The organism is Variovorax robiniae (genome assembly GCF_037889955.1).
GTDB classification, from domain to species: domain Bacteria; phylum Pseudomonadota; class Gammaproteobacteria; order Burkholderiales; family Burkholderiaceae_C; genus Variovorax; species Variovorax robiniae.
The window spans coordinates 229,370-254,627 of record NZ_JBBKZS010000004.1 but is presented as its reverse complement, the minus strand read 5'-3'; the positions used below and the strand labels follow the sequence as shown (position 1 = coordinate 254,627).

The window sequence follows — 25,258 nt, the reverse complement described above, 5'->3', positions numbered from 1 at the left end:
TGACTCGTCTTGTGGGGGATATCGACTCAATACGAACCGACGATGTTGATGAAGAAGCCCTTGTACTTGTAGCCAAACTTCGTCAGGTCGTCGCTGAAGTCGGTGAAGTTGTAGCCAACGCCCAGGCGCAGGTTCTTGCCGATGTCGCGGTCGATGCCGACCATCCAGCCCTGGCGCTTGCCGCCGTCCTTCACGTCGAGCATCCGGTACTCGGCCAGTGCATGCCATTGCTGCGGCAGCTCGTAGCGGGCCTGGATGCCGGCATAGGTGGTGCCCGAGTTGAACCACTCGCCAAAGCCACGGCCGAAGCGCGCCTCGCCTTCGCGGCGTGCAACTTTGGCAGCAAATTCCCAGTTGTGGTCGAACTTGTAGACACCTTCGAGTGACAGGATGTTCGACTTCTGGTCGTACTGCGCGCCGCCCACCTGGCCCAGCGTCGCCAGGTCGTAGAGGTAGGTGTAGCGGCCGAGCAGCGCATAGCGCGCGTCGTTGTACGGACGCCATGCGAAGCCGACACCGCCCTCGATGTACTTGGCGCCGGCAGCGGCATTGAGCTTGTCCTGCGTATCCGAGTAATTGAACTTGCCCGACACGCGCCAGCTCTCGTCGATCTTGTGGTCGATGCGGTTGGTCAGCACCCATTGCGTGCGCTGCTCGGCGCCCGAGTCCTGGCGCCACTCGGCCTTGCTCGACCAGGTCGTCGACGGCGTGGTGTGGCCGGCGCTCACGCTGACGGCGCGGCGGTGCACCAGGCCGTCGAAGCCTTCCAGGTCGCCTTGCTGCAAGGTGAAGCCGGCGCTCCAACCTACCGCCGGGTAGAAATCCAGGCCGAAGGTGTTGACCAGGCCGTTGCCGGTGGTCGGGTCCTTCAGGTACTGGCTCTCGTTGAAGACGTTGGCCTTGTCGGAGAGGCGCCAGCGTTGGCCCAGCGTCCAGCCGCCCTGTGCGCGCGGGTTGAAGATCGAGTCGTAGGCCGAATCGTCGGAGGTCTGCGTGAAGCGGCCATAGACGGTGTGCTCCGGCGACAGGCGGTACTCGGCACTGGCGGTGGCCGCGTTGCCGCGGTCGCCATGCGTGCCTTCGATGCCGACCGTCGACAGGTTGGCGAAGCGGTACTTCGCGCCCAGCGTCACGGCGTCGTTGTCGGCATAGCGGCCGCCGTCGTTGTCGAGCGTCTTCTGTGCCACGCCGTAGACGTCCAGGTTCGGCGTGACGCGGCGGGTGTACTTGACGGCGCCCAGGGTGCCATTGACGTCGCCGCCGAGCTGCTGCTGCGTCAGGCGGCGCACTTCGGCGCTCAGCGTGTCGTCGTCGGTCGGCCGCCATTCGGCCGTGACCTGTGTCTGGTCGAGCGCCTCGCCGCCACGCTCCACGCGGCTTTGCAGCGCGTAGATCGAGACGGTGTCGCTGACCTGGCCGCGCACGTTGGCACCGTATTCGGTGCGCGCCATGCCGATGTCGCTGCGCGCGATCGAGTAGCCCGCATCGACGCGGCGGTACCAGGCGCCGAGCGTCCAGTCGCGCTGGGTCCAGCCCAGTTCCTTGAAGTTGGCCTGGCCGCTGAGCGCGGTGGCGGCGCCACTCGTGTAGCCGACGTTGGCATTGGTCTGCGCGAAGGTGAAGCCGCCGTTGGTCGACAGGAACACCGGCGTGCCGGTCGATTCGGTCTGGCTGTGCTCCAGCTTGAGGAAGGTACCGCGGCCGGCCTGCAGCGTGAGGTCCACGCCCTTGAGCGTGTAGTTGCTGCCGGCCTGCTTCTCGTCGACGTAGGTGCCGCCGACGGCCACGTTGTCATTGACCCATTGCTTGGCACGCACGCCGGCCGTGAGATTGCCTGCGACGAAGTTGTCGACCGGCACGAACTCGTAGTCCACGATGAGGCGCTGGCCGTAGCCGCTCAGCGGGCTCTGCGTGGTGATGCGGGTGACGTTGTCGCTGGTGATCTGCGCCAGCGGCTTGTTCAGCAGGATGCGGCCCTGCAGTTCGTTGATGGTGTAGTCGGTGCCGCGAACCAGCGTCACGCGGTTCTGCACGTTGCCGGTGGTGGTGTCGGTGATCTCCAGCGTGACGACATCGGAACCCGGCAGCAGGTTGGTGTTGTGCAGGTAGTAGAGGCTGCCGCCCGTGCCCACGAATTCGCTGTGGCCTGGTGCGCTTTGCGCCTGCGACGCGAAGGCGCGCACGAAGGTCTTCGACTCGCCCCAGGGGTTGGTGTTCATCGAACGGTAGTTCAACGCGGCGCCGTAGAGCGAGCGCTGGTACTGCGCGAACTCGGTACCGGTGAAGCCGGTGGAATAGTTGCCCCACAGCGCCTGGCTCTTGTCCCAGTCGACGCGCAGGTAGAAGCGGCCTTGCGTGTCGATGTCGCGGTAGGTGGTCGAGTCGTCGCCGTAGACCGGGTAGTACTGGTTCGGGTCGAGCGTGCGGAACACGTCGGTGGCATCGGCCTTGCCGAAGCCGGAGAACAGGCGGCGCACGTCGCGTTCCTGCGTGTCGGCCTGCGCGGTGATGAGGTACTTGCCGTCGATCTTGGCCTTGCCGTAGAAGGCCAGGCGGCCGTCGCTCAGCACGCTGTCTGTGCGGCCGTTGAGCGCCAGTTCCTGGCCCGGGCCCGTGGCCTTGTTCTGGTAGACGGTGAGGTCCGCGAGGGCGACGCCGAAGAAATAGTTGCCAGTGACATCCACCACCAGCGGTTGCGACAGCACGGGCTTCTCGCCGCCGTTGCTCAGCGTGAGGTTGTAGGTGTGCTTGCCGATGGGTTCGAGGAATTCGGCCACGAACTTCTGCTCGAGGTCGACCGGGTAGCTCTCGCCATTGATCTGCAGCATGGCATCCGGCGGCAGGTTGCGGCCCTGGATGCGCACGCGCGAACCATGGATGGCGATGTTCTGCTGGCGCAGGCCATTGCCGCTGAACACGCCGTTGAGGAGGTTCTGGGTCTCCGCCTGTTGCACGGTCAGCGAGCGGCCGAGCGCGCGCTCGGCGCTTTCGCGCAGCAGCGTCTCACCGCGCGCGGCTTCCTCGGCACGCACCAGTTGCAGTGTGCGCGGGCTGGTCTCGTCGATGGCGCCTTCGGCACCGGTGGCGCGCAGCACGTAGATGAGGTTGTCGCCGGCGCGCAGCGGGAAGCGCGACTTCAGCGTGCCGTCCCAGCTTGCGCGGCCGACCGCCGTCACCGGCATCGGCACCGTGGCCAGGGGCTCGGTGAGATCGATGTCGCTGGCGCGGTAGATCAGCAGGTCGAGCTTCTGGATGAAGCCCGGGTAGTTGCTGCGCACGTAGAAGTCGAGCGGCGTCTGGATGCGGCCGTTCTCGAAGGTGACCAGCGAGGGGCCGGAGACGCTGAGCTCGGCCTGTCCGAGCGTCGAGTCTTCGGTGGCCCACACCACGCCGCCGTTGGGCAGTTGCAGCGAGAACTTGCCGCTCACCTTGGCCGCGCCGGGCTGGGGCACGTCCGCCATGACATTGCGCGGTGTCTGCTCCTCGATGGTCACGCGACGGTCCGGTTGCAGCGCCTGCGAGCCGGAGTTCGCAGTCGTGCCGCGCGTGACCGGGTTGTGCGCGCCTTGCGTCTGCAGGCGGAACAGGGTGCCTTCACTGCTTTGGCAACCGGTGTCGGTGCACTGCGGCGCCGGGGCCGGGGCCGTGGTGGGCGTGGCGGCATCCGACGGCGTGGTGGCCTTCTGCGACCAGGCGATCGAGCTCGCGCCCGAGAAGATGGTCAACAGTGCGAAGTCGAGAATTTTCAGTTTCATGATGGCTCCCCTTACTTGGTCGCGCCACGCAACACGGGCTGCGACTCGGGGACGGTTTCGACGCGCACCTGGGTCCGCATTTCGGGTGAGAGGTCTTGCACGAGGGCGTCGTAGACGGCCTTCGCACGACGGAGGCCGAGGGCCACGTTGTGGGCATCGGAGGCCCGGATGTCGGCATGGCCGACGATTCCGATCACGCCGCCCTTGCGCGCTTCCAGGCTCTTCGCGACTTGCGCGATGACGGCCTTGAAGCTCGGGGTGATGTCGGCCTTGTCGGTGTCGAACAGGACGGTGCCGAGCAGGATCACGTCCTGGCTCACACCCACCACCGTGGTGGCAGGTTGCGTGAGCACAGTGCGTGCTGTGATGCGCGTGGCCTTGGCCGCCGCCGGGTTCAGCATCGGCTTGAGCGCGGCTTCCACGGCTTGCGCACGGCCCAGCGCTAGGCCCTGCGCTTCACCGTTGGCACTGATCACCAGCTCCCCACCGCCGTACTCGTTGACCTTGGCGGCCAGCTTCTCGATGACCGGCAGGTTCTCCTTGCGCACGGCGGTGCTGTTGGGCGCGAACAGGACTTCGCCCAGTTCGATGTCGCTCACCGTCGCCGGCGCATTGAGCTTCTGCGTGGGCAGCTTCACACCGAAGTCGAAGCGCACCGGCAGGCCCGGGGTGATGCGGCGCACCAGCGGGTTGGCCGTGGTGAAGGTCGCGCCTTCCGGCAGCGTGGACGGGTCCACCTTCAGGATGAAGTTGCGACCGCGGTTGGTGTCACCGCCGTTGATGCCGACGAGGTTGTAGCGGCCGAACTGGTCGGTCTCCATGATCAGGCCCTCGACCGACGCGATGCGCACGCCGGGGATGCCGCGCTCGTCGATGCCGGCGTTGCGCACGATGTAGTCGACGACGTAGCCGCCCTCCACCTTCGTGACCACGCGCTCGACCGTCGGCTCGGCGCCGTTGAGGCCCTTGGCCGCATCGCCGCTCTTCTCGACTGTCGTCTTGCCCGACGCATCCATGCGCACGGTGACGCCTTCGCTGTTGGTCAGCACGAAGTCATCGGTGAAGCTCGGCGCGTTGAGGCGCTGGCGGATGACGACCTTGTGGTTGTCGGGCAGGTCGGCTTCGGTCTGGCGACCGGTGATGGTGCCCAGCGCGATGCCATGCAGCATCGGCGAGCTCGCATCGGGCTCGGGCCTGGGGCCCTGGCCGCGGTCGACCGTGGTCGAGTTGGCGATGTACGCGCCCGGTGCGAAGCCGCCTTGCACACGCACGTTGCTCAACGATGCCGGGTCTTGCCAGCCGTCACCGTCGCGGTCGTCGAACACGGTGCCGAGGATCAGCGAGTCATCGACCAGCGGGTCGCCGGTGACGTCCACGTCCGCGGTGGCGACGTTCGAGATGTTGCGGCCGAACAGGTTCTGCGCCACCGCCTGGTTGGTGAACACGCCCTGGCGGACGCCTGCGCCCACGCGCAGCAGGTAGGTGATGGTGGCCTGCTTGCCGACTGCGATGTCGATGCCGCCGATCTGCAGCGGGTAGACGCTGTTGCCGACCGTGAAGGCGCCGTCGCCGTCGGCCACCGCGACCGAGCCGGTCACGTAGGTGAAGCCTTGCGGCGGCGTGTCGACGATGCGCGCATCCGTGACCGCCGAGGCGCCCACGTTGCTCACGGTCAGCGTGTAGCGGACCAGGTCACCGATCTTGGCCACGCGCACGGCGGAGGTCTTGACGATGCTCAGTTGCGCAGGGTTCTCGACGGGGATGCTGACCGAGCAGGCGTTGCCGCAAGCCGGGTCGATGTCGCCGCCGTTGATCAGGTTCAACAGGTTGGTCACGCCCGCGGGGATCTCGTTGGCCATCTTGAAGACCACGGTCACCACCGCATTGCTGCCGGCCGCGATGTTGGGCACCGTCAGGTTGACGCTGCCCACGCCGGCGACCGGGCCGCCGAAGCCGCTGGCGCCGCTCACGCTGGTCAGCGTGGCGCCGGCCGGCACGTTCTCGGTGAAGCGGTAGTTGGCGAAGGCCGTGCCGCCGCTGTTGGTGAAGGTGATCGTGTAGGTGAGCTGCTCACCGGCCTCGGCCACGCGCGGCTGCTTGCCGGTCTCGCCGGTGAGCTGCTTGAGCGGTGTCACGAAGGCGCCGGTGGGCGTCTGCACGCAAGTCGCGCTCGGGCAGGCCGGATCGGTCGCGCCGGTGGGCTTGACGATGTTGGTCACCATCGCGGTCGTGATCGGCGTGTTGACGCGCGCCACGATCGTGACGGTCAGCGCGCCGTTGGCCGGCACGTTGAGGCCGGTCCACGTCGTGGTCTGGCCCTGGTTGGCGCCGCCATTGCTGGACGACACGTAGCTCAAGCCGGCGCTCAGCACGTCGGTGAGGCTGTAGTTGCTCGCAGCGGTGCCGCCGGTGTTGGTCAGCGTGATGCTGTAGGTGAGCGATTCACCCGCCTCGGCGATGCCGGGCAGCTTGCCGCTCTCCGCCGTCAGCTTCTTGGCCAGCGTGACCATGCTCGCGGTCGGCGTGACGACGCAAGCCGTGCCCGGGCAGGCCGGGTCGGGCTCGCCCGTCTGCTTGGCGAGGTTGCTGACGCTGGTGGTCGCGATCGGCGTGTTCACCGTCGCCTTGACGGTCACGTCGAGCGTGCCAGAGGCGGGGATGGTCAGGCCGGTCCAGGTCGTGTTGAGGCCCGCGTTGACGCCGCCGTTGTCGGCGCTCACGAAAGTGAGGCCGGTGCTCATCGTGTCCGTCAGCGCGAAGCCGGTGATCGGCGCCGTGCTGGGGTTGCTGATGGTGATGCGGTAGGTCAGCGTCTCGCCGGCTTCGGCGACGCCAGGCACCGTGCCGCTTTCGGCGACCAGTTGCTTGGACACGCCGGCCTTGCCGACCGGGTGGCTGGTGGTGCAGGGCTTGTCGACCGTGCAGTTGGCACCGGTCACGGCGTTGTTCACCGTGCCGGTGGCGCCGACGTCGACCGTGACCTTGTAGACCACTTCATAGGTGCCCGCCACCGTGCCCGCGGGCAAGGTGAAGGTGCGCTGGTTGCCCGAGCCGCCCTCGGTGAAGAGGGGCGACTTCGAGGTCACCGACACGAAGGTCAGGCCGGCGCCGAGCTTGTCGGTCAGAACCGTGGCAGCCTTCGTTTCCGAGCCGGTCACGGTCGCCTTCAGCGTGTAGCTGATGGTCTGGCCGGGGATCACCGTCGCGCCGCTCGCGGGCACGGCGGTCTTGGCCACGGTGACCACGCTCGTCGTCGGCGTGACCACGCAACCATTGCTCGGGCAGGCCGGATCCGGCGTGCCGGTGGGCTTGGCGATGTTGGCGACGCTCGGCGTCGTGATCGGCGTGTTGACCGTGGCCTTGACGGTCACGACCAGCGTGCCGCCGGCGGGGATGGCGAGGCCCGTCCAGGTGATGGACTGGCCGGCATTCACGCCGCCGTTGCTGGCGCTCGCGAAGCTCAGGCCGGTGCCCAGCGTGTCGGTCAGCGCGTAGTTGGTGGCGGCCGTGCCGCCGCTGTTCTTCAACGTGATGTTGTAGGTCAGCGTTTCACCGGCCTCGGCCACGCCGGGTTGCGTGCCGGTCTCGGCCACGAGCGTCTTCACCAGGGTGACGGCGCTGGAGGTCGGTGTGACGACGCAGCCGTCGCTCGGGCAGGCCGGATCCGGCTGGCCGGTGGGCTTGGCGATGTTGGTGACGCTGGCCGTCGTGATCGGCGTGTTGACCGTGGCCTTGAGGGTCACGACCAGCGTGCCGCCTGCGGGGATGGTCAAGCCGGTCCAGTTGGTGGTCGGGCCTGCGTTGGCGCCGCCGTTGCTGGCGCTGGCGAAAGTCAGGCCGGCGCTCAGCGTGTCGGTCAACGCGTAGTTGGTGACGGCGGTGCCGCCGGTGTTCCTCAGCGTGATGCTGTACGTCAGCGTCTCGCCGGCTTCGGCGATGCCCGCTTGCGTGCCGCTCTCGGCAGCCACGGCCTTGACGATCGAGATCGCGCCGGCGGTGGGCGTCACGACGCAGCCGTCGCTCGGGCAGGCCGGGTCGGGCGAGCCCGTGGGCTTGGCGATGTTGGTGACGTTGGCCGTCGAGATCGGTGCGTTGACCGTGGCCTTGACGGTCACGACCAGCGTGCCGCCTGCGGGAACGGTGAGGCCGGTCCAGGTGGTGGCCTGGCCTGCGTTCTTGCCGCCGTTGTCGGCGCTGACGAAGGTCAGGCCGCTGCTCAGCGTGTCGGTCAGCGCGTAGTTGGTCGCAGCGGTGCCGCCGGTGTTCTTCAGCGTGATGCTGTAGGTCAGCGTTTCGCCTGCTTCGGCGATGCCGGGTTGGGTGCCGCTCTCCGCGGTCAGCGCCTTGACGATCGAGACGACGCTGGCGGTCGGCGTGACCACGCAGGTGGCGCTCGGGCAAGCCGGGTCAGGCTGGCCCGTGGGCTTGGCGATGTTGGTGACGTTGGCCGAGGTGATCGGCGTGTTGACCGTGGCCTTGACGGTCACGACCAGCGTGCCGCCTGCGGGAACCGTGAGGCCGGTCCAGTTCGTGGCCTGGCCCGCATTCACGCCACCGTTGTCGGCGCTGACGAAGGTCAGGCCGGCGCTCAGCGTGTCGGCCAGCGCGTAGTTGGTCGCGGCGGTGCCGCCGGTGTTCTTCAGCGTGATGCTGTAGGTCAGCGTTTCACCCGCTTCGGCGATGCCGGGTTGGGTGCCGCTCTCGGCGGTGAGGGCCTTGGTGATCGAGACCACGCCTGCCGTCGGCGTCACGACGCAGCCGTCGCTCGGGCAAGCCGGGTCCGGCGTGCCGGTGGGCTTGGCGATGTTGGTGACGTTGGCCGAGGCGATCGGCGTGTTGACCGTGGCCTTGACAATCACGACCAGCGTGCCGCCTGCGGGAACGGTGAGGCCGGTCCAGCTCGTGGTCGGGCCTGCGTTCACGCCGCCGTTGCTGGCGCTGACGAAGGTCAGGCCGGCGCTCAGCGTGTCGGTCAGTGCGTAGTTGGTCGCGGCCGTGCCGCCGCTGTTCTTCAGCGTGATGGCACAGGTCAGGGTCTCGCCCGCTTCAGCGATGCCGGGTTGCGTACCGCTTTCGGCCGCGAGTGTCTTCACCAGCGTCACGACGCTGGCGGTCGGCGTGACGACGCAGGCCGCGCTCGGACAAGCCGGGTCAGGTTGGCCAGTGGGCTTGGCCAGGTTGCTCACGTTGGCCGAAGCGACCGGCGTGTTGACCGTGGCCTTGAGGTTCACGACCAGCGTGCCGTTGGCGGGGATGGTCAGGCCGGTCCAGTTCGTGGTCTGGCCTGCGTTCACGCCACCGTTGCTGGCGCTGACGAAGGTGAGGCCGGCGCTCAGCGTGTCGGTCAACGCGAAGTTGCTGACGGCGATGGCGCTCGGGTTGGTGATCGTGATCGCGTAGCCCAGCGTCTCGCCGGCTTCGGCGATGCCGGCCTGCGTGCCGCTTTCGGTGGCGAGCGCCTTGGTCACCGTGACAGCGCCCAACGGGTTGTTGGTCGTGCAAGGCGCAGCGGCCGTGCAATTGCTGCCGCCGACGACGCTGTTCTTGACCGCGCCAGTGGCGGTGGCATCGACCGTGACGGTGTAGGTCACGGCATAGACGCCGGCCACCGTGCCCGCGGGCAGGCTGAAGGTGCGCGTGCTACCTGCGCCGCCGGCCGTGTAGGCGCCAGCGGTGGTCACCGAGCCGAAAGTCAGGCCGGTGCCCAGCGTGTCGGTCAGCACGGTCGGCTCGGCGGTGGCCGAACCGGTGATGGTGGCCGTCAGCGTGTAGCTGAGGGTCTGGCCTGGCACGACGGTCGAGCCGCTGGCCGGGTTGGAAGTCTTGGCGACGGTGATGACGCTCGCGGTCGGCGTGACGACGCAGCCTGCGCTCGGGCAGCCCGGATCGGGCGAGCCCGTCGGCTTGGCGAGGTTGTTGACGCTCGCGGACGTGATCGGCGTGTTGACCGTGGCCTTGACGGTCACGACCAGCGTGCCGCCGGCGGGAATGGTCAGGCCGGTCCAGGTCGTGCTCTGGCCCGCGTTGGTGCCACCGTTGTCGGCGCTCACAAAGGTCAGGCCGGCGCTCAGGGTGTCGGTCAGCGCGTAGTTGGTGGCGGGCGTGCCGCCGGTGTTCTTCAGCGTGATGGCATAGGTCAGCGTTTCGCCGGCTTCGGCGATGCCCGCTTGCGTGCCGCTCTCGGCCACCAGGGTCTTGTTCAGCGTGACGACGCTTGCGGTCGGCGTGACGACGCAGCCGTCGCTCGGGCAGGCCGGATCCGGCTGGCCGGTGGGCTTGGCGATGTTGCTGACCGTGGCCGTGGCGACGGGCGTGTTGACCGTGGCCTTGACGGTCACGACCAGCGTGCCGCCTGCGGGGATGGTCAGGCCGGTCCAGGTGGTGGCCGGGCCTGCGTTGGTGCCGCCGTTGTCGGCGCTGACGAAGCTCAGGCCGCTGCTCAGCGTGTCGGTCAGCGCGTAGTTGGTCGCAGCCGTGCCGCCGGTGTTCTTCAGCGTGATGGCATAGGTCAGCGTTTCGCCGGCTTCGGCGATGCCGGCTTGCGTGCCGCTTTCGGCGGCGAGCGTCTTGACGAGGGTGACGACGCTGGCGGTCGGCGTGACGACGCAAGCGCTGCTCGGGCAAGCCGGGTCAGGCGAGCCGGTCGGCTTCGCGATGTTCGTGACGTTGGCGGTCGTGACCGGCGTGTTGACCTTGGCCGAGACCTTCACCACCAGGCTGCCGCCTGCGGGGATGGTCAGGCCGGTCCAGGTCGTGGTCTGGCCCGCGTTGGTGCCGCCGTTGTCGGCGCTCACGAAGGTGAGGCCTGCGCTCAGCGTGTCGGTCAGCGCGTAGTTGGTGACGGCGACGGCGCTGGGGTTGGCGATCGTGATCGTGTAGCCGAGCGTCTCGCCGGCTTCGGCGATGCCGGCCTGCGTGCCGCTTTCCGTGGCCAGGGCCTTGGTCAGCGTGACGGCGCCGATCGTGTGGTTGGTCGAGCAAGGTGCGTCGATCGTGCAATTCGAAGTGCCCGTGACGCCGTTCTTGACCGTGCCGGTGGCAGTGGCATCGACCGTGGCCGTGTAGGTCACGGCATAGGTGCCAGCCACCGTGCCGGCGGGCAAGGTGAAGGTGCGCGCGTTGCCAGAGCCGCCCGCCGTGTAGGCGCCAGCGTTGGTCACCGAGCCGAACGTGAGACCCGTGCCCAGTGCATCGGTCAGCACCGTCGACGTGGCCGTGGCCGAGCCGGTGATGGTCGTGGTCAGCGTGTAGCTGATGGTCTGGCCGGGCACGACGGTCGAGCCGGTGGCCGGGTTGGCTGTCTTGGCAGCCGTGATGACGCTGGAGGTCGGCGTGACGACGCAGCCGCTGCTCGGGCAAGCCGGGTCAGGCGAGCCCGTGGGCTTGGCGATGTTGGTGACGTTGGCCGTCGTGACAGGCGTGTTGACCTTGGCCGAGACCTTCACGACCAGGCTGCCGCCTGCGGGGATGGTCAGGCCGGTCCAGTTCGTGGTCTGGCCCGCGTTGGTACCGCCGTTGTCGGCGCTCACGAAGCTGAGGCCAGCGCTCAACGTGTCGGTCAGCGCGTAGTTGCTGACAGCCACCGCGGTCGGGTTGGCAATCGTGATCGTGTAGCCCAGCGTTTCGCCGGCTTCGGCGATGCCTGCCTGCGTGCCGCTCTCGGTGGCCAAGGCCTTGGTGAGCGTCACGGCGCCAAGCGGGTTGTTGGTGGTGCAAGGCGCAGCGGCCGTGCAGTTGCTGCCGCCGACGACGCTGTTCCTGACCGAGCCCGTTGCGGTGGCATCGACCGTGGCGGTGTAGGTCACGGCATAGGTGCCAGCCACCGTACCGGCGGGCAGGGTGAAAGTGCGCGTGTTGCCCGTGCCGCCGGCCGTGAAGGCGCCGGGCGAGGTGACGGTGCCGAAGGTCAGGCCGGCGCCGAGCGTGTCGGTCAGCACGGTCGGCTTGCCCAGCGCAGCGCCGGTCACCGTGGCTTTCAGGGTGTAGGTGACGGTCTGGCCGACGACCACCGGGGAACCGCTCGCGGGCACCACCGTCTTGGCCACCACCACGGCCGAAACGCCGACGTTGGAGGTCGACGTGTTGTTGCCGGTGCAGTTGGGTGGGTTGGCCTTGTCGCAGCCGCCGACCGGGTCCTGGACGCCCGGCGGGGGGGCGATGGTGGCAGTGTTGGAGACGCTGGCCTGTGCCAGCGCGGGGCGGCCCGCCAGGCCGAGGCACGCCAGCAGGATCAGCAGGAAAAGCGTGCGAAGCAGCCCATGGGAATGCGCCTGGGACTTTGGAAACGATGGGGACGCCGCGGCAGCCGTGCCGGCAACCCCCGCGCGCGGGGATGCCCAAGTGCGCTGCAAAGCGCCCCTTGTTCCTGGCTCCGCCTTTTCGGCCGCGATTGACTTGTGCTTCATTTAATTAAAATCTTCCAGTTATCCCGTGGTGATTTCGGCTTGCTCGAGCCCCAATGCCAACGAGCAATAAGTCACAGTGCCTCGATCACCCTCACTCCATCGAATTGAGACGTTTCCAAATCCCAATCAACACCTGTCGAATCAGTTTTTCTGACTCCTTTAATTTACAAATACCGAACAAAAAGACTTGCAGGAACGGGCTGCACAGGCCGCAGGAAATTTCCATTCGCAGCGCGGACTTGCGTGAGATGGGGAAAAATGCGCACCCGCCCGCGCACGCGCCAGGCGCGCGGCAATCAGTGCACAGGCCGAGAGAAGGATTGGGAAATTTCCAAGAAGTGGGAAATTTCCGGGAGCGCCGCGGAAATCGGGCTCGATGCGATGCGGAAAATTCGCACGCCACAAAGCAAAAGGCCCTGTCATTGGCGTCACACGCCGATTGACAGGGCCTTGTTCAGGCAAGCGGACAGCGCCCGGAAGGCGTCCGCCAGTAAACTATTTCAGACTAATCCGATGAATTCAGGCTCGTGAATAGCAAAACCATTGCGCGCCGATTGACGCGGCGTGCAATTCCGCACGCCTGGCCCATTTCAATCAGCCCAGACCACCAGGCCGCTCCAGGCCGTCGCCAGCACCACGATGCCGAAGGCGATCCGGTACCAGGCGAAGGGCACGAAGTCGTGCGTGCTGATGTAGCGCAGCAACCAGCGCACGCAGAGCCATGCGCTGATGAAGGAGAACGCCAGCCCCACGCCGAACAGCGGCAGGTCGGCCATCGACAGCAGCGCCCGCTCCTTGTAGAGGCTGTAGACGCCCGCGCCGATCAGCGTCGGGATCGCCAGGAAGAAGGAGAAGTCCGTTGCCGCCTGCCGGCTCAGCCCCAGCAGCATGCCGCCGATGATGGTCGCGCCGCTGCGGCTGGTGCCGGGGATCATCGCGAAACATTGCACCAGGCCGACCTTGAGGGCGTCCATCGGCGTCATGTCGTCGACGTTCTCGATGCGCACCGTGCCCGGCGGGCGCTTCTCGACCCACAGGATGATGAAGCCGCCGATGATGAAGGTGCTGGCGACCACCGCCGGAATGAACAGGTGCGCCTTGATGTACTTGCCGAACAGCAGGCCCAGCACCACGGCCGGCAGGAAGCCGATGAAGATGTTGAGCGCCAGCCGCCGTGCCTTGGCCTGCCTTGGCAACGCGACGACAGTCGAATGGATCTTCTGCCAGTAGACCAGGATCACCGCGAAGATCGCGCCGGTCTGGATCGCGATGTCGAAGACCTTGGCCTTGTCGTCGTCGAAGCCGAGCAGCGAGCCCGCCAGGATCAGGTGGCCGGTCGAAGAAATCGGCAGGAACTCCGTCAGGCCCTCGACGATGCCCATGATGGCGGCCTTGGCCAGCAAAACAATATCCACGCGCACTCCTTGAAAGAGCGCCGATTATCGCGATGCAGGGTACCGCGACCGGTCAGCCGGCATTCAGCTTGTGGCGCAATCCGCGAACCGCGCTGTCGACGGTGGTCAGGACCGACAGGCCGGACGCCTCTTCGCAGGCCGCACGTGCGCGGGCCATGCTGAACTGGGCCAGCGCAATGCGAGTGCAGCCGCGATCCGCCAGGGCCTTGGCCTTGGCCGCGATCAAGGCGTCATGGCGATCGGTGTCGCCGGCGTTCAAGGCATCCATTGCGCCGTCGACCAAGGCCAGTTCCAACTCCACGCTTTCAGGAAACTCGGGCGGCATCGATTGGAGCGTCGGCCCGAAGGTCGCAATCAGCCCCAGCCTCCCCTGCCCTTGCACAGCCTCCTCGATCATGGCCTCGTTCGGCTTGAGCACAGGGATGGCGAAATGCGTGCGCGCCACGCGCTCGATGCACGGCCCGAAGGCCGAGCAGGTGAACAGGATGCCCTGCACGCCGGTGTCGACCGCGTACTGCCCCAGGTGCGCGAAGCGCTCGTGCATGGCGCTGTCCAGTTCGCCGCCGCTGCGCGCGAGGTCGGCCGAAAGGCTGTCGTCGAGCAGGTTCATGCGCACCGCCTCGGGCCAGTCGCGCGCGAATGCCTGGTTGATGGGTTCGATCGAATGGGCCAGCGCGTGGATCAGGGCGATGCGGGTCATGCAGTGAACTCAAATTCCCTTCGACGACGGGTTGGCAAAGGCGTCCTTCGTCTCGGCATTGAGCGGGTAGTTGATGTTGATGCCCTTGGGCGGAATCGGCGACATGAACCACTGGTTGTAGAGCTTTTCCATCTCGCCGGATTTCATCATGCCACCGACCACGCGATCGACCAGCGCCTTGAAGGCCGGATCGTCCTTGCGGAACATCAGCGACTGATTCTCGGTACGCAGGCTCTCGCCGGTGATGACGAAATCCTTGGGATTGCGCGCATTGGCCATCTGGCCCGCGAGCAGGATGTCATCGAGCACGAAGGCCTGCGCACGGCCGCTTTCGACGAGCAGGAAGGAGTCGGTGTGGTCCTTGCCGGCGAGCGTGTTGACTTCGAGGTTCTTGCCTTTGTCGGCGTCTCGCAGCAACCTGAAGGAAGTCGTGCCCGTGGTCGTGACGACCGTCTTGCCCTGCAGATCGGCGATGCTCTTGATCCCCGAATCGGCCTTGACCAGCATGCGCACGTTGTAGCGGAAGATGTCCGGGGAGAACGCGACCTGCTTCTGCCGCTCGACGAGGTTGGTGGTGGAGCCGCATTCGATGTCGACGGTGCCGTTGGTCACCAGCGGGATGCGGTTGGCCGAAGTCACGGCCTGGTAGCGGATCTCGACAGCGGGCATCTTCAACTCGGTCTTGACGGCATCGACGATGCGCTTGCAGATCTCGATGCTGTAGCCCACCGGCTTGGTGTTGCCATCGAGGTACGAGAAGCCGAAGGACGCCTCGCGGTAGCCCAGCGTGATGCTGCCGCTGGCCTTGACCTTGGCCAGCGTGCCGCCGTCCTGTGCGTGGGCGGCTGCAAGCGGCAGGACGGCCAGCATGGCCACGAGGGATGCGCGACGGGCAACTATCGACAGGCAGGGCAAAGCCATGGAGAAGCTCCTTGAACGTTGAAGTGAGAGGGGAATGAAACTCAGGCGGCCTGCGCGGCGGCCGCGCGCGTGACCGCATCGATCGACTCGGCCAGCAGGGCCGCGATCTTCTGCAGGTCCTGGCGTGACGCGATGAAAGGCGGCGCGAGCAGCACGTGGTCGCCTTGCCGGCCATCGACCGTGCCGCCGAAGGGATAGCACAGCAGGCCGCGCGCCATCGCGTCCTTCTTGATCAGCGCATTGACGGCGCGCGCCGGATCGAAGGGCGCCTTGCTGCCGCGATCGGCGACGAGTTCAACGCCCCAGAAGAAGCCGCGTCCTCTGATGTCGCCCACATGCGGGTGGTTGCCAATTTCGTCGCGCAACATCTGGCCGAACGCGATGCCATCGTCACGCACCTTGGCCAGCAGGCCGTCACGGTGGATCACCTGTTGCACGGCCAACGCCGCCGCGCAAGCCACGGGATGGCCGAGGTAGGTATGGCCATGCTGGAAGAAGCCGCTGCCCTTCGACATCGCCTCGACGATCTTCTTCTGCGCCAGCACCGCGCCCACGGGCTGGTAGCCGCCGCCGAGCCCCTTGGCGATGGTCACCAGGTCCGGCACGACACCCTCCTGCTCGCAGGCGTAGAGCGTGCCGGTGCGGCCCATGCCGCACATCACCTCGTCGAGGATCAGCAGCACACCGTACTTGTCGCAGACGGCGCGCACGGCCTTGAAGTAGCCGGGCACGGGTGTCAGCACGCCGGCCGTGGCGCCGCCGACGGTCTCGGCGACGAAGGCGATCACGCGGTCGGCGCCTTGCGCGAGGATGGCTGCTTCGAGTTCCCCTGCGAGGCGCAGGCCGTAGGCCTCCGGCGTTTCATCTGCACGCTGCTCGCGGTAGGGATAGCAGGGCGCGACATGGGTGGCAGGCGTCAGGATCGGCGCGAACGGCGCGCGCCGCCATTCGTTGCCACCCACCGCCAGCGCGCCCAGCGTGTTGCCGTGATAGCTCTGGCGGCGCGCGATGAAGTGCGTGCGCTGCGGCTGGCCGATCTCGACGAAGTACTGCCGCGCCATCTTCAGTGCCGACTCCACCGCTTCCGACCCGCCGCTGACCAGGTAGACGTGGCTCATGCCCTCGGGCGCGGTGCGGATCAGTTCGTCGGCCAGTTGCTCGGCCACCTCGGTGGTGAAGAAACTGGTGTGGGCGTAAGGCAGCCGATCGATTTGCGCGTGCATGGCGGCTAGCACGTCGGGGTGCGCATGGCCGAGGGAGGACACCGCGGCGCCACCCGACGCATCGAGGTATTCGCGACCCGCGGCGTCGCGGAGGGTCATGCCGCTGGCGGCGACGGCGACGGGCGGGGTGTTGCGCAGGTGGCGATGGAAGACATGGGTCATGGAAGGCACCTCGACGGGCGTGTAATCAATGTTCTGGGCGCATTATTGAATGGAACATATGTTCCGTCAACTCCGCGATTGCAACAACGTTGGTACATTTGTTCCATCACTCGCAGCTCCTGAAAGAACCCCATGCCCGTCAAGGACGACCTGCGCCAGCGCTTCGCCGAACTGAGCCCCGCCCTGCAGCAGGTGGCGAAGTACGTGCTCGACCACCCGAACGACGTGGTGACCAGCTCCATGCGCACCATCGGCCAGCGCTCGCAGAGCACGCCGGCGACGCTGGTGCGCTTTGCCCAGCACCTGGGCTACGCGGGCTGGCCGCAGCTCAAGGAGGCGGTGGCGGGCGACATGGGCCTGGGGCCATCGGATGCCTATGGCGAGCGGGCGCGCCAGCTGGTCGGGCGTGCGAAAAGTCCGGATCTCGTGAGCGAGATGTTCGAGGCGCAGCGGCGCAACCTCGATGCCACCGAGCGCCACAACGCCACTTCGCTGCACAAGGCGGCCGCACTCCTGGAGAAGGCCGGCAGCGTGCATGCAGCCGGCTTCCGGGCGTGCTTTCCGGTCGCGTTCTCCTTCGTCTACGTGTACCGGTTGTTCCGCAACGACGTGCACCTGATCGACGGCCAGGGCGGGTCGCTCGAGATGCAGCAACGCGCGCTGACCAAAGGCGATGCGCTGGTGGTCGTCAGCTTCGCGCCCTACTCGCGCGAGGCGCTGCAGGTGGCCGAGGCAGCCAAGGCCGCCGGCTGCAGGATCGTCGCCATCACCGACAGCGCGGCATCGCCACTGTCATTGCTCGCGGACGAGACGATCCTGTTCGCCATCCACAGTCCGTCCTTCTTTCCGTCCGTCACCTCGGGCTTCGCGGTGACGGAGGCGCTGGTGGAACTGCTCGCGAGCCGTGCTGGCAAGACGGTGGTCAAGCGCATCGACGCTGCGGAGGCGCAGTTGTTCCAGACCGGGGCGTATCTTTAGGCCGGCGGCAGGGTTGCATTCGAAGAGTGCGGACTTGACCGGCCGCGAAGGCCCCGAAGAAACGCGAAGACCTTCGCGCCCTCTGCGTCCGGATGTCCACATTCATGACGTTCACGGGACCACTCGGTCCGCCAGCAGCGCGACGCCCTCCTGCCCCAACGGCACCTGCGCGATGGAACCCACCAGGTCGCCAGGTTGCGTCGCCGGCTGGCCTGAGCGAGACACGCGCACTTCCACAGACACCGCGTCGAAGCGCGAGATCGAGAGTTCGGGCGACATGGCCAGGCTGTCGTCGAGCACGAACTTCGCGGGCAAGTCCTTTACCTGCAGGCGCAACACCGCGACGGGCATGCGCCCGGTCGCCGCTGTCTTCGCGAGCACGAAGACGGTGTCTTGCGGCGAGGCCTTGTCGCGCAGCGCGCTTGCGATGGCGACCGTGCCGCCCACATGCTTGCCACCCTGCGCCGGCTTGGTGCCCGGCGTCGTGGTCTTCGCCGATGCATCCAGTTGGGCAAGGTCCGCACTGACCTGGGCGGCAGCCTCCGAATCCGGCGGCAACAGCGCCAGCAATTTTTCCCAGCGCTGCCTTGCGGTCGCAAGGTCGCCCTGCTTGAAGGCCGCCATGCCGGCCAGCGCCAGCGCCTTTGGATGGTTGGCATCGAGGCCCAGCGCCGCATCGATGGCGGCCTGCACCGGGCCGCCCAAGTCGCCGTCGCGTGCCGAGCCGAGCGCATCCGCATAGTCGGCGAGCAACTGCGGCTGGTTTGGCGCGAGTGCCATCGCCTTCTGCCAGGCGAGCACGGCATCGTCGTAGCGCTGGAGGACCTCGTAGGAACGGGCCAGCACGATCCAGCCTTCCACATCGTCCGGCTGCGCGCGCAGGCGCTGGGCGAGGCGGCTGACCATGCGCTCCATGTCCTGGCCGCCGCTTTCATGGGTACCGGCCCGCTCCGCGGCCAGCATCTGCGTCGCGACGGCGCCCGGGTTGCCGACCTGGAGATAGAGCAGCAAGCCGGCGGTCGGCAGGCCGACGCTCACGACGGCGGCGATGCCCCGGCTCATCCACGGCCGGTCAGTGAGCCTGCGTTGCGGCGCGGTCTGCGCGGCTTCCGCGAGCGCCTGGCGCTTCAGGTCCTCGATGGCTTGCGCGCGGTCCTGCGCATCCAGGGTGCTGGATTGCAGGTCCCTGTCGAGCTGGGCCAGTTGATCGGCGAACAGGCGGCGGGCGAGATCCGAGGGCGCGACGGCGGGCGACGGCGACGACTTGAGCAAAGGCGGCAGCACGAACAGCAGCGCCAGCAGCAGCAAGGCCAGCGCGGCGAGCCACAGGCCCGTCATGGCGCATCACTCCCCAGGAGCGCTGCGGCGCGGGCCTGTTCGGCGGCGGTCAGCGGCGCAGGCTCGACGCGGTTGCGCCGCGACAGGATGCGCCACATCGCGGCGAAGCCCGCGGCCAGCAGCACGAAGGGCCCCAGCCACAGCAGCCAGGTCGAAGGCATGAAGGGCGGGTCGTAGCGCACGAAAGCGCCGTAGCGTTGCTCGAAGAAGTCGCGGACCTGCTGCTCGCTGCGGCCCTGCGCGAGTTGCTCGCGGATCTGCTGGCGCATGTCGGCTGCGAGCGGTGCATTGGACTCCGCCAGCGTCTGGTTCTGGCACACCATGCAGCGCAGGCTGGCCGAAAGATTCGCTTCTCTTTCTTCGATGGTGGCTGCGCTGGCCGCGACATGCATCGCCGCGCATATCGTCAGCGCCAGGGTCATGGTGCGGGCCTTCATTGCAGGCTCCTCACCACAGGCAGCATCGTGGTACGCCAGATCTCGGGCGTGATCGGGCCCGCATGCTTGAAGCGGATGCGTCCGGCGCGATCGATCACGAAGGTCTCGGGCACGCCATAGACGCCATAGTCGATGCCGACGCGGCCGTCGCTGTCGACCGCCGAGCCCACGTAGGGATTGCCGAAGCGTTGCAGCCAGCTGCGCGCGACATCGCTCCTGTCCTTGTAGTTGAGGCCGTAGAGCACCACGCCGTCCTTGCCCGCCAGCGCGGTCAGCACCGGAAGCTCGTCGCGGCACGGCGCACACCAGGAGGCCCAGACATTCAGCAGCCAGACCTGGCCACGCAGGCTGTCGACCTTCAGCACCTTCTGCGGGTCATCGAGCAAGGGCAGGTCGATGGCAGGTGCAGGCTTGTCGATCAGGGCCGAGGGCAGCACCTTGGGGTCGCGGCTCAGGCCCATCGCGAGCACGATGGCCAGCACGAGGAAGATGAAGAAAGGCAGCTTGAAGCGCATCAGGCCTGCTCCCGCGGCTGCAAGGCCGCCGCTGCCGGCAAGGGCGCGCGGCCGTCTGCCACCAACGCACGCGACGCCATGCCAAGGCGATAGCGCCGATCGCTGGCCGCCAGCAATCCACCCAGCCCCATCAGGAGGCAACCGCCCCAGATCCAGGCCATGAAGGGCTTGACGTGCAGGCGCATCGTCCATGCCGCATCGCCAGCCGGATCGCCCAGCGCGACGAAAAGATCGCGCGTAAGACCCACGTCGATCGCGGCCTGGGTCAGGGGCATCTGCTGGGCGCGGTAGATGCGCTTCTCGGGATGCAGCGTGGCCACCGATTCGCCATTGCGCGTGACCAACACCGACGCGCGCTGTGCATCGAAGTTCGGACCGCTGAACGGTGCGATACCCTCGAAGCGGAACGCGTATCCGGCGACGGACGCCTGCTCGCCGATGCGAAGCTTCAGCTCCTGCTTGCCCTCGAAGCCGTTGGCCATCGTGGCGCCGAAGATGAACACGCCGATGCCCGCATGCGCGACCAGCATGCCGTACCAGCCGCGCGGCTGGCGCCTGGCGCGTTCGAGCCAGCCGCCTTGCGCGCCGGAGAAGCGCTGCACCGCATGCGCGATGGCACTGGCCACGGCCCATGCGGCCAGCAGCAAGGCGAAGGTCGACAAGGCGGACCACGCACGTTGCCCGGCCGGCAGCGTCAGCGGCAACAACAGCGCCGCCACGCCACTGGCCGCCAGCGCCCAGCGCAGCCGCAACGCCAGCTCAGGCAGCGCGGCACGCTTCCACCGCGCCACCGGTCCCACGCCCATCAGGAAGATCGCGGGCACCATGATCGGCACGAACACCGATTCGAAGTACGGCGGCCCCACGGAAATCTTCTGCCCCGCCAGCACGTCCAGCGCCAGCGGATACAGGGTGCCGATGAGCACCGACATGGCCGCCACCGTCAGCACCACGTTGTTGGCCAGCAGCAGCGATTCGCGCGACACCCCATCGAAGCGCCCACCCAGCCCGATGCGCGGTGCGCGCCATCCGAAAAGCAGCAGCGAGCCGCCCACCACCGCCACCATGAAGGCCAGGATGTACAGGCCGCGCCCCGGATCGACCGCGAAGGCATGCACCGACGTCAGCACGCCCGAGCGGACCAGGAAGGTGCCCAGCAGGCTCAGCGAGAAGGTGCAGATCGCCAGCAGCACGGTCCAGCTGCGGAAGGCGCCGCGCTTCTCCGTCACCGCGAGCGAATGGATCAAGGCCGTGCCCACCAGCCAGGGCATGAAGGACGCGTTCTCCACCGGGTCCCAGAACCACCAGCCGCCCCAACCGAGCACGTAGTAGGCCCATGCGCTGCCGAGCATGATGCCCAGCGTCAGGAACATCCAGGCCGCCACCGTCCAGGGCCGCGACCAGCGCGCCCAGGCCGCGTTGAGCTCCCCCGACAGCAGCGCCGCGATGGCGAAGGCGAAGGCCACCGAGAAGCCCACGTAGCCCATGTAGAGGATCGGCGGATGCACCACCATGCCGGGGTCCTGCAGCAAGGGATTGAGGTCGCGCCCGGCCAATGCCGGCGGCAGGAGGCGGGTGAACGGGTTCGACAGGAACAGCAGGAACAGCAGGAAGCCCACGCTGAGCCAGGCCATCACCGCGAGCACACGCGCAACATACGGCTCAGGCAGCTGGCGGCTGAACAAGGACACCGCCAGGCCCCACGCGGTGAGCATGCAAAGCCACAGCAGCATCGAGCCCTCATGCCCGCCCCACACCGCCGCAAAGCGATACGCCGCCGGCAAGTCGGCATGCGAGTTGGAGGCCACGTAGAGCACCGAGAAGTCGTTGTCCAGGAAGCACCACGCCAGGCATGCGAACGCGATACCGGCGAAGACGAACTGCCCCAGCGCTGCGCTGCGCGCAACGCGCATCCAGCCCGCCACGCCCCAGTGCGCGCCCGCCAGCGGCACGCTGCCTTGCAGCAGCGCCATGAGCAAGGCCAGCACCAGGCTGAAGACACCGACCTCGGGGATCATTGCGGCGGCCCTTCCAGCGTCGGCGAAGTGTGGGACTGGCGCGCCTTCTCCAGTGCGGCGGCGGCCTCGGGCGGCATGTAGTTCTCGTCATGCTTGGCCAGAACTTGCGTTGCCTCGAAGGAACCATCCTGACGCAGGTGCCCCGCGGCCACCACGCCCTTGCCTTCGCGGAACAGATCGGGCAACAGGCCCTTGTAGCTCACGGGCACGCGCTGCGCGAGATCGGTGACGACGAAGCGCACCGTCAGGCCATCGCTGCCACGTGACACCGAGCCCTGTTCGACCAGCCCGCCGATGCGGAACGCCCCATTGCGCGGCGCCTCGTTCGCCACCACCTGGCTCGGACTGAAGAAGAAGACGAGGTTGGAGCGCAGTGCATTGAGCACCAGCAGCGTGGCCAGGCCGAACACCAGCAGGCCGATACCGATGAAGGCCATGCGGCGGTGCCGGGGCTTCATTTCGCGCGCCTCGCGTCGTAGTCCTCGCGGGCCAGGGCCCGGCTTCGGCGCACGAGCGACCAGACCTCTGCGGCAAGCAGCACCACCGTCACGCCGTAGGCCGCAACGATGTAGAAGGTGTGACCCGCGGAACTCATGCCCTATCGCTCCCCCACCGCCCCGCCAGACGCTCGCGCTCGACGATCAGGCAACGCACCCGCGCCAGTGCCACCGCGATCGAATAGGCCCAGCAGGCGCCCACCATCAAGAGCATCCCCGCCAGCATCGTGTGCGCCATCGCGGGCGCGGACGTGAGGCTCACCGACGCGCCCTGGTGCAGCGTGTTCCACCACTGCACCGAGAAATAGATGACCGGCACGTTCACCACCCCCGCCAGCAGCAGGATCGCGCCGCCCCGGTCGGCGCGGCGCGGGTCGTCGATGGCGGAGACCAGCGCCAGGTAGCCCAGGTAGAGGAACAGCAGGATCAATTCCGACGTGAGCCGCGCGTCCCACACCCACCAGGCGCCCCAGGTCGGCTTGCCCCACGCCGCGCCGGTCCACAGCGCGATCACGGTGAACAAGGCGCCGGTGGGCGCCAGCGCCCGCGCCATCAGCGGGGAAATGCGCGTGTTGAAGACCAGGCCCAGGGCAGCATGCAGCGCCGCCACGAGGTAGATGAACATCGACATCCATGCCGCGGGCACATGAATGAAGATGATGCGGTAGACCTCGCCCTGCTGGTGATCGGTGGGCGCGACAACAAATCCCACCCACAGCCCGGCCACCGCCAGCAAGCCGGCCAGCACCGCGAACCACGGCACCGCCCGCCCGGCCCAGGCATGGAACACCGGGGGCGATGCGAAGCGCCGCCACGTGGCGCCGCGCGCCCCGTCGCCATGCGCTGCGAGGCCAGGCGAATCGATGCGTCGAAGCGAATCCATGCTGCCTCGCCTCATTCAACCGCCAGGCGCAAGGCCGCAGCCACCGCCCACGGGCACAGGAACGCCGCCCCGAGCAACAAGGCCCCGAGCAGCGACAGGTGCGGGCTCGCCGGCAGCCCCTGCTGCGAGGCCGTCACCGCCCCGCTGCCGAAGATCAGCACCGGCACGCACAAGGGCAGCACGATCAGCGCCAGCAGCACGTTGCCACGCAGGCCCAGCGTGAGTGCGGCGCCGAGGGCCCCCAGGCACACCAGCGTCGGCGTGCCCAGCAGCAGCGACAGCAGCAGCATGCCGATGGCCGGCGCCGACAGCCCGAATTGCAGTCCCAGCAAGGGCGCGACGGCCAGCAGCGGCAGGCAGGTGACGAGCCAGTGCGCCGCCAGCCGTGCCAGCACGATGCCCATGAGCGGATGTGGCGAGAGGATCAATTGCTCCAGCGAGCCATCCTCCAGGTCCGGCAGGAACAGCCGATGCAGCGAGATCATCACCGCCAGCAGCGCCGCCACCCAGACCACGCCCGGCCCGATCGTCGCCAGCAGCGCCGCATCCGGCCCCACGGCCAGCGGAAACACGCTGCCGACCACGATGAAGAACATCAGCGCCCCGAGCGCATCCATCGGCCTGCGCGAGGCCATGCGCAGTTCACGGCCGATGATCGGTATCGAAGCTGTCATGGAAGCAGTCCATCTCGAGCGCACGCGCGCAAGGCCCGTCGCGGCCGATGTCGCGATGCGTGGTGACGACGGCCAGGCCGCCCTCGCGCAGGTGCGTGGCCAAGTACGCATCAAAGCGCTGTTCGCCTTGCGTGTCCAGTCCCGCGCAGGGTTCGTCGAGCAGCCACAGCCGCCGCCGGCTGAGCACCACGCGCGCGAGGTTCAGGCGCCGGCGCTGGCCCTGCGAGAGGTGGCGCACCTGTTCATGTACGCGGTGCGCGAGATGCAGGTGGTGCAACACCTCGGTCCGCTCTGCCTCGGCCTCGGCACGGCCCGCCACCTGAAGGGAAAAGCGCAGGTTCTCCAGCACCGTGAGTTCACCGCTGAGGCCATCCGCATGCCCCATGTAGGCCAGGTCGCCCGCCAGGCCGGCATCGCGCGCTGCGATGTTCCTGCTGCACCAGTGCACCGCCCCGCAGCTCGGTTGCAGCAGGCCGCACAACAGCCGCAGCAGGCTGCTCTTTCCGCTGCCATTGGCCCCGCGCACCTGCACCACCTCGCCCGGCGCCACATCGAAGCTGACGCCACGGAAGACGCGCCGCCCTGCCCGCGTGCATTCGAGCTCGCGCACCGACAGGCCGTTGCCCAAGACCTCAGCCACCCGTCTTCGCGCCACCCGGTGCGACGCCGGGTGCGGGGCTTGCCGGCGCCAGCGCCTCGTCGCCTTCCTTGGGCACGACCTGCCCCGGCGTGTCGCTGGGCGACTGTCCCGGCGGGATGTGCGGCAGCCGGTGGGCGATGCCTTTGTGGCAGTCGATGCAGGTCTTCTCCTTGTTGACCAGGTAGGTCGAGTGCATGGCCTGCGCGCGCTGGCTCTGCCGCGTGAAGTCCATGTACTCGTAGTTGTGGCAGTTGCGGCATTCGAGCGAGTCGTTGGCCTTGAAGCGCGCCCATTCGTGCTGGGCCAGTTCGAGCCGATGCGCGCGGAACTTGTCCTGCGTATCGACGGTGCCGAAGACCTTGGCCCAGACCTCCTTGGACGCCTGCATCTTGCGCGCCATCTTGTCGGTCCAGTTGTGCGGCACGTGGCAGTCGGAGCAGATCGCGCGCACGCCGGACCGGTTGGTGTAGTGGATGGTCGTCTTGAGTTCCTGGAACACGTTGTCGCGCATCTCGTGGCAGCCGGTGCAGAACTTCTCGGTGCTGGTGAATTCGAGCGCCGTGTTGAAGGCGCCCCAGAAGATGATGCCGCCGATGAAGCCGCCCAGCGTGAGGAAGCCCAGGCTGTAGTGCACGCTCGGCCGGCGGACGATGACCCAGAAATTGCGAAGACGCTGAAAGATCGTCATGGTGTGGCG

At 67.6% G+C, this 25,258-nt stretch carries 17 protein-coding genes; 1 reads left to right on the top strand and 16 read right to left on the bottom strand.

Annotated features, from left to right (window positions below; all coding sequences use genetic code 11):
* Window positions 1-26: 26 nt before the first annotated feature.
* From WKW79_RS12200 to WKW79_RS12175, 6 genes are all read right to left on the bottom strand, one after another.
* On the bottom strand, window positions 27-3,755 hold the full coding sequence (locus WKW79_RS12200) for an RHS repeat domain-containing protein (protein WP_340335416.1): 3,729 nt from the start codon (window positions 3,753-3,755) through the stop codon (window positions 27-29).
* An 11-nt stretch (window positions 3,756-3,766) separates the two neighbouring features.
* Window positions 3,767-12,160: an isopeptide-forming domain-containing fimbrial protein gene (locus WKW79_RS12195; RefSeq protein ID WP_340335415.1), complete on the bottom strand. Its 8,394-nt coding sequence runs from the start codon at window positions 12,158-12,160 to the stop codon at window positions 3,767-3,769.
* A 590-nt stretch (window positions 12,161-12,750) separates the two neighbouring features.
* On the bottom strand, window positions 12,751-13,575 hold the full coding sequence (locus WKW79_RS12190; RefSeq protein ID WP_340335414.1) for an undecaprenyl-diphosphate phosphatase: 825 nt from the start codon (window positions 13,573-13,575) through the stop codon (window positions 12,751-12,753).
* Window positions 13,576-13,627: 52 nt separating this feature from the next.
* Entirely contained in the window at window positions 13,628-14,275 is a 648-nt protein-coding gene (locus tag WKW79_RS12185) for an aspartate/glutamate racemase family protein (protein WP_340335413.1), read from the bottom strand.
* 9 nt (window positions 14,276-14,284) lie between these two features.
* Window positions 14,285-15,196, bottom strand: coding sequence for a transporter substrate-binding domain-containing protein (locus tag WKW79_RS12180; protein ID WP_340335412.1), 912 nt, complete (start codon window positions 15,194-15,196; stop codon window positions 14,285-14,287).
* Between the two features lie 41 nt (window positions 15,197-15,237).
* On the bottom strand, window positions 15,238-16,581 hold the full coding sequence (locus WKW79_RS12175) for an aspartate aminotransferase family protein (protein ID WP_340335411.1): 1,344 nt from the start codon (window positions 16,579-16,581) through the stop codon (window positions 15,238-15,240).
* A gap of 132 nt (window positions 16,582-16,713) precedes the next feature.
* Here WKW79_RS12175 and WKW79_RS12170 point away from each other — a divergent pair, with 132 nt between their 5' ends.
* Entirely contained in the window at window positions 16,714-17,559 is an 846-nt protein-coding gene (locus tag WKW79_RS12170; protein WP_340335410.1) for a MurR/RpiR family transcriptional regulator, read from the top strand.
* A gap of 111 nt (window positions 17,560-17,670) precedes the next feature.
* Here the strand turns inward: WKW79_RS12170 and ccmI are convergent, their stop codons facing one another.
* Genes ccmI through WKW79_RS12120 form a run of 10 tightly spaced genes read right to left on the bottom strand, consistent with a single transcriptional unit; the run spans window position 17,671 to window position 25,249 of the window.
* Window positions 17,671-18,897 (bottom strand): c-type cytochrome biogenesis protein CcmI, encoded by a 1,227-nt coding sequence (gene ccmI / locus WKW79_RS12165; RefSeq protein ID WP_340335409.1) that lies wholly within the window; start codon window positions 18,895-18,897, stop codon window positions 17,671-17,673.
* A complete protein-coding gene (locus WKW79_RS12160; protein WP_340335408.1) occupies window positions 18,894-19,334 on the bottom strand; it encodes a cytochrome c-type biogenesis protein in 441 nt (146 codons plus the stop codon). Before WKW79_RS12160 ends, ccmI begins: the two co-directional genes overlap by 4 nt.
* Window positions 19,331-19,852 (bottom strand): DsbE family thiol:disulfide interchange protein, encoded by a 522-nt coding sequence (locus WKW79_RS12155; protein ID WP_340335644.1) that lies wholly within the window; start codon window positions 19,850-19,852, stop codon window positions 19,331-19,333. Before WKW79_RS12155 ends, WKW79_RS12160 begins: the two co-directional genes overlap by 4 nt.
* Entirely contained in the window at window positions 19,849-21,867 is a 2,019-nt protein-coding gene (locus WKW79_RS12150) for a heme lyase CcmF/NrfE family subunit (protein ID WP_340335407.1), read from the bottom strand. The genes WKW79_RS12155 and WKW79_RS12150 overlap by 4 nt, the downstream gene beginning before the upstream one ends.
* Window positions 21,864-22,325 carry a cytochrome c maturation protein CcmE gene (gene ccmE / locus WKW79_RS12145; protein WP_340335406.1) on the bottom strand — a complete coding sequence of 154 codons (462 nt, stop codon included), beginning with the start codon at window positions 22,323-22,325 and terminating at the stop codon, window positions 21,864-21,866. The genes WKW79_RS12150 and ccmE overlap by 4 nt, the downstream gene beginning before the upstream one ends.
* The gene (gene ccmD, locus WKW79_RS12140) at window positions 22,322-22,462 is read right to left on the bottom strand and encodes a heme exporter protein CcmD (RefSeq protein ID WP_340335405.1); all 141 of its coding nucleotides are present in this window, start codon (window positions 22,460-22,462) and stop codon (window positions 22,322-22,324) included. Before ccmD ends, ccmE begins: the two co-directional genes overlap by 4 nt.
* Window positions 22,459-23,247 carry a heme ABC transporter permease CcmC gene (gene ccmC / locus WKW79_RS12135; RefSeq protein ID WP_340335404.1) on the bottom strand — a complete coding sequence of 263 codons (789 nt, stop codon included), beginning with the start codon at window positions 23,245-23,247 and terminating at the stop codon, window positions 22,459-22,461. The genes ccmD and ccmC overlap by 4 nt, the downstream gene beginning before the upstream one ends.
* Before the next feature lie 11 nt (window positions 23,248-23,258).
* Window positions 23,259-23,882 (bottom strand): heme exporter protein CcmB, encoded by a 624-nt coding sequence (ccmB, locus tag WKW79_RS12130; protein WP_422823886.1) that lies wholly within the window; start codon window positions 23,880-23,882, stop codon window positions 23,259-23,261.
* Between the two features lie 7 nt (window positions 23,883-23,889).
* Window positions 23,890-24,561 (bottom strand): cytochrome c biogenesis heme-transporting ATPase CcmA, encoded by a 672-nt coding sequence (ccmA, locus tag WKW79_RS12125; RefSeq protein ID WP_340335402.1) that lies wholly within the window; start codon window positions 24,559-24,561, stop codon window positions 23,890-23,892.
* Window positions 24,554-25,249 carry a cytochrome c3 family protein gene (locus tag WKW79_RS12120; RefSeq protein WP_422823881.1) on the bottom strand — a complete coding sequence of 232 codons (696 nt, stop codon included), beginning with the start codon at window positions 25,247-25,249 and terminating at the stop codon, window positions 24,554-24,556. The genes ccmA and WKW79_RS12120 overlap by 8 nt, the downstream gene beginning before the upstream one ends.
* Window positions 25,250-25,258: the final 9 nt, after the last annotated feature.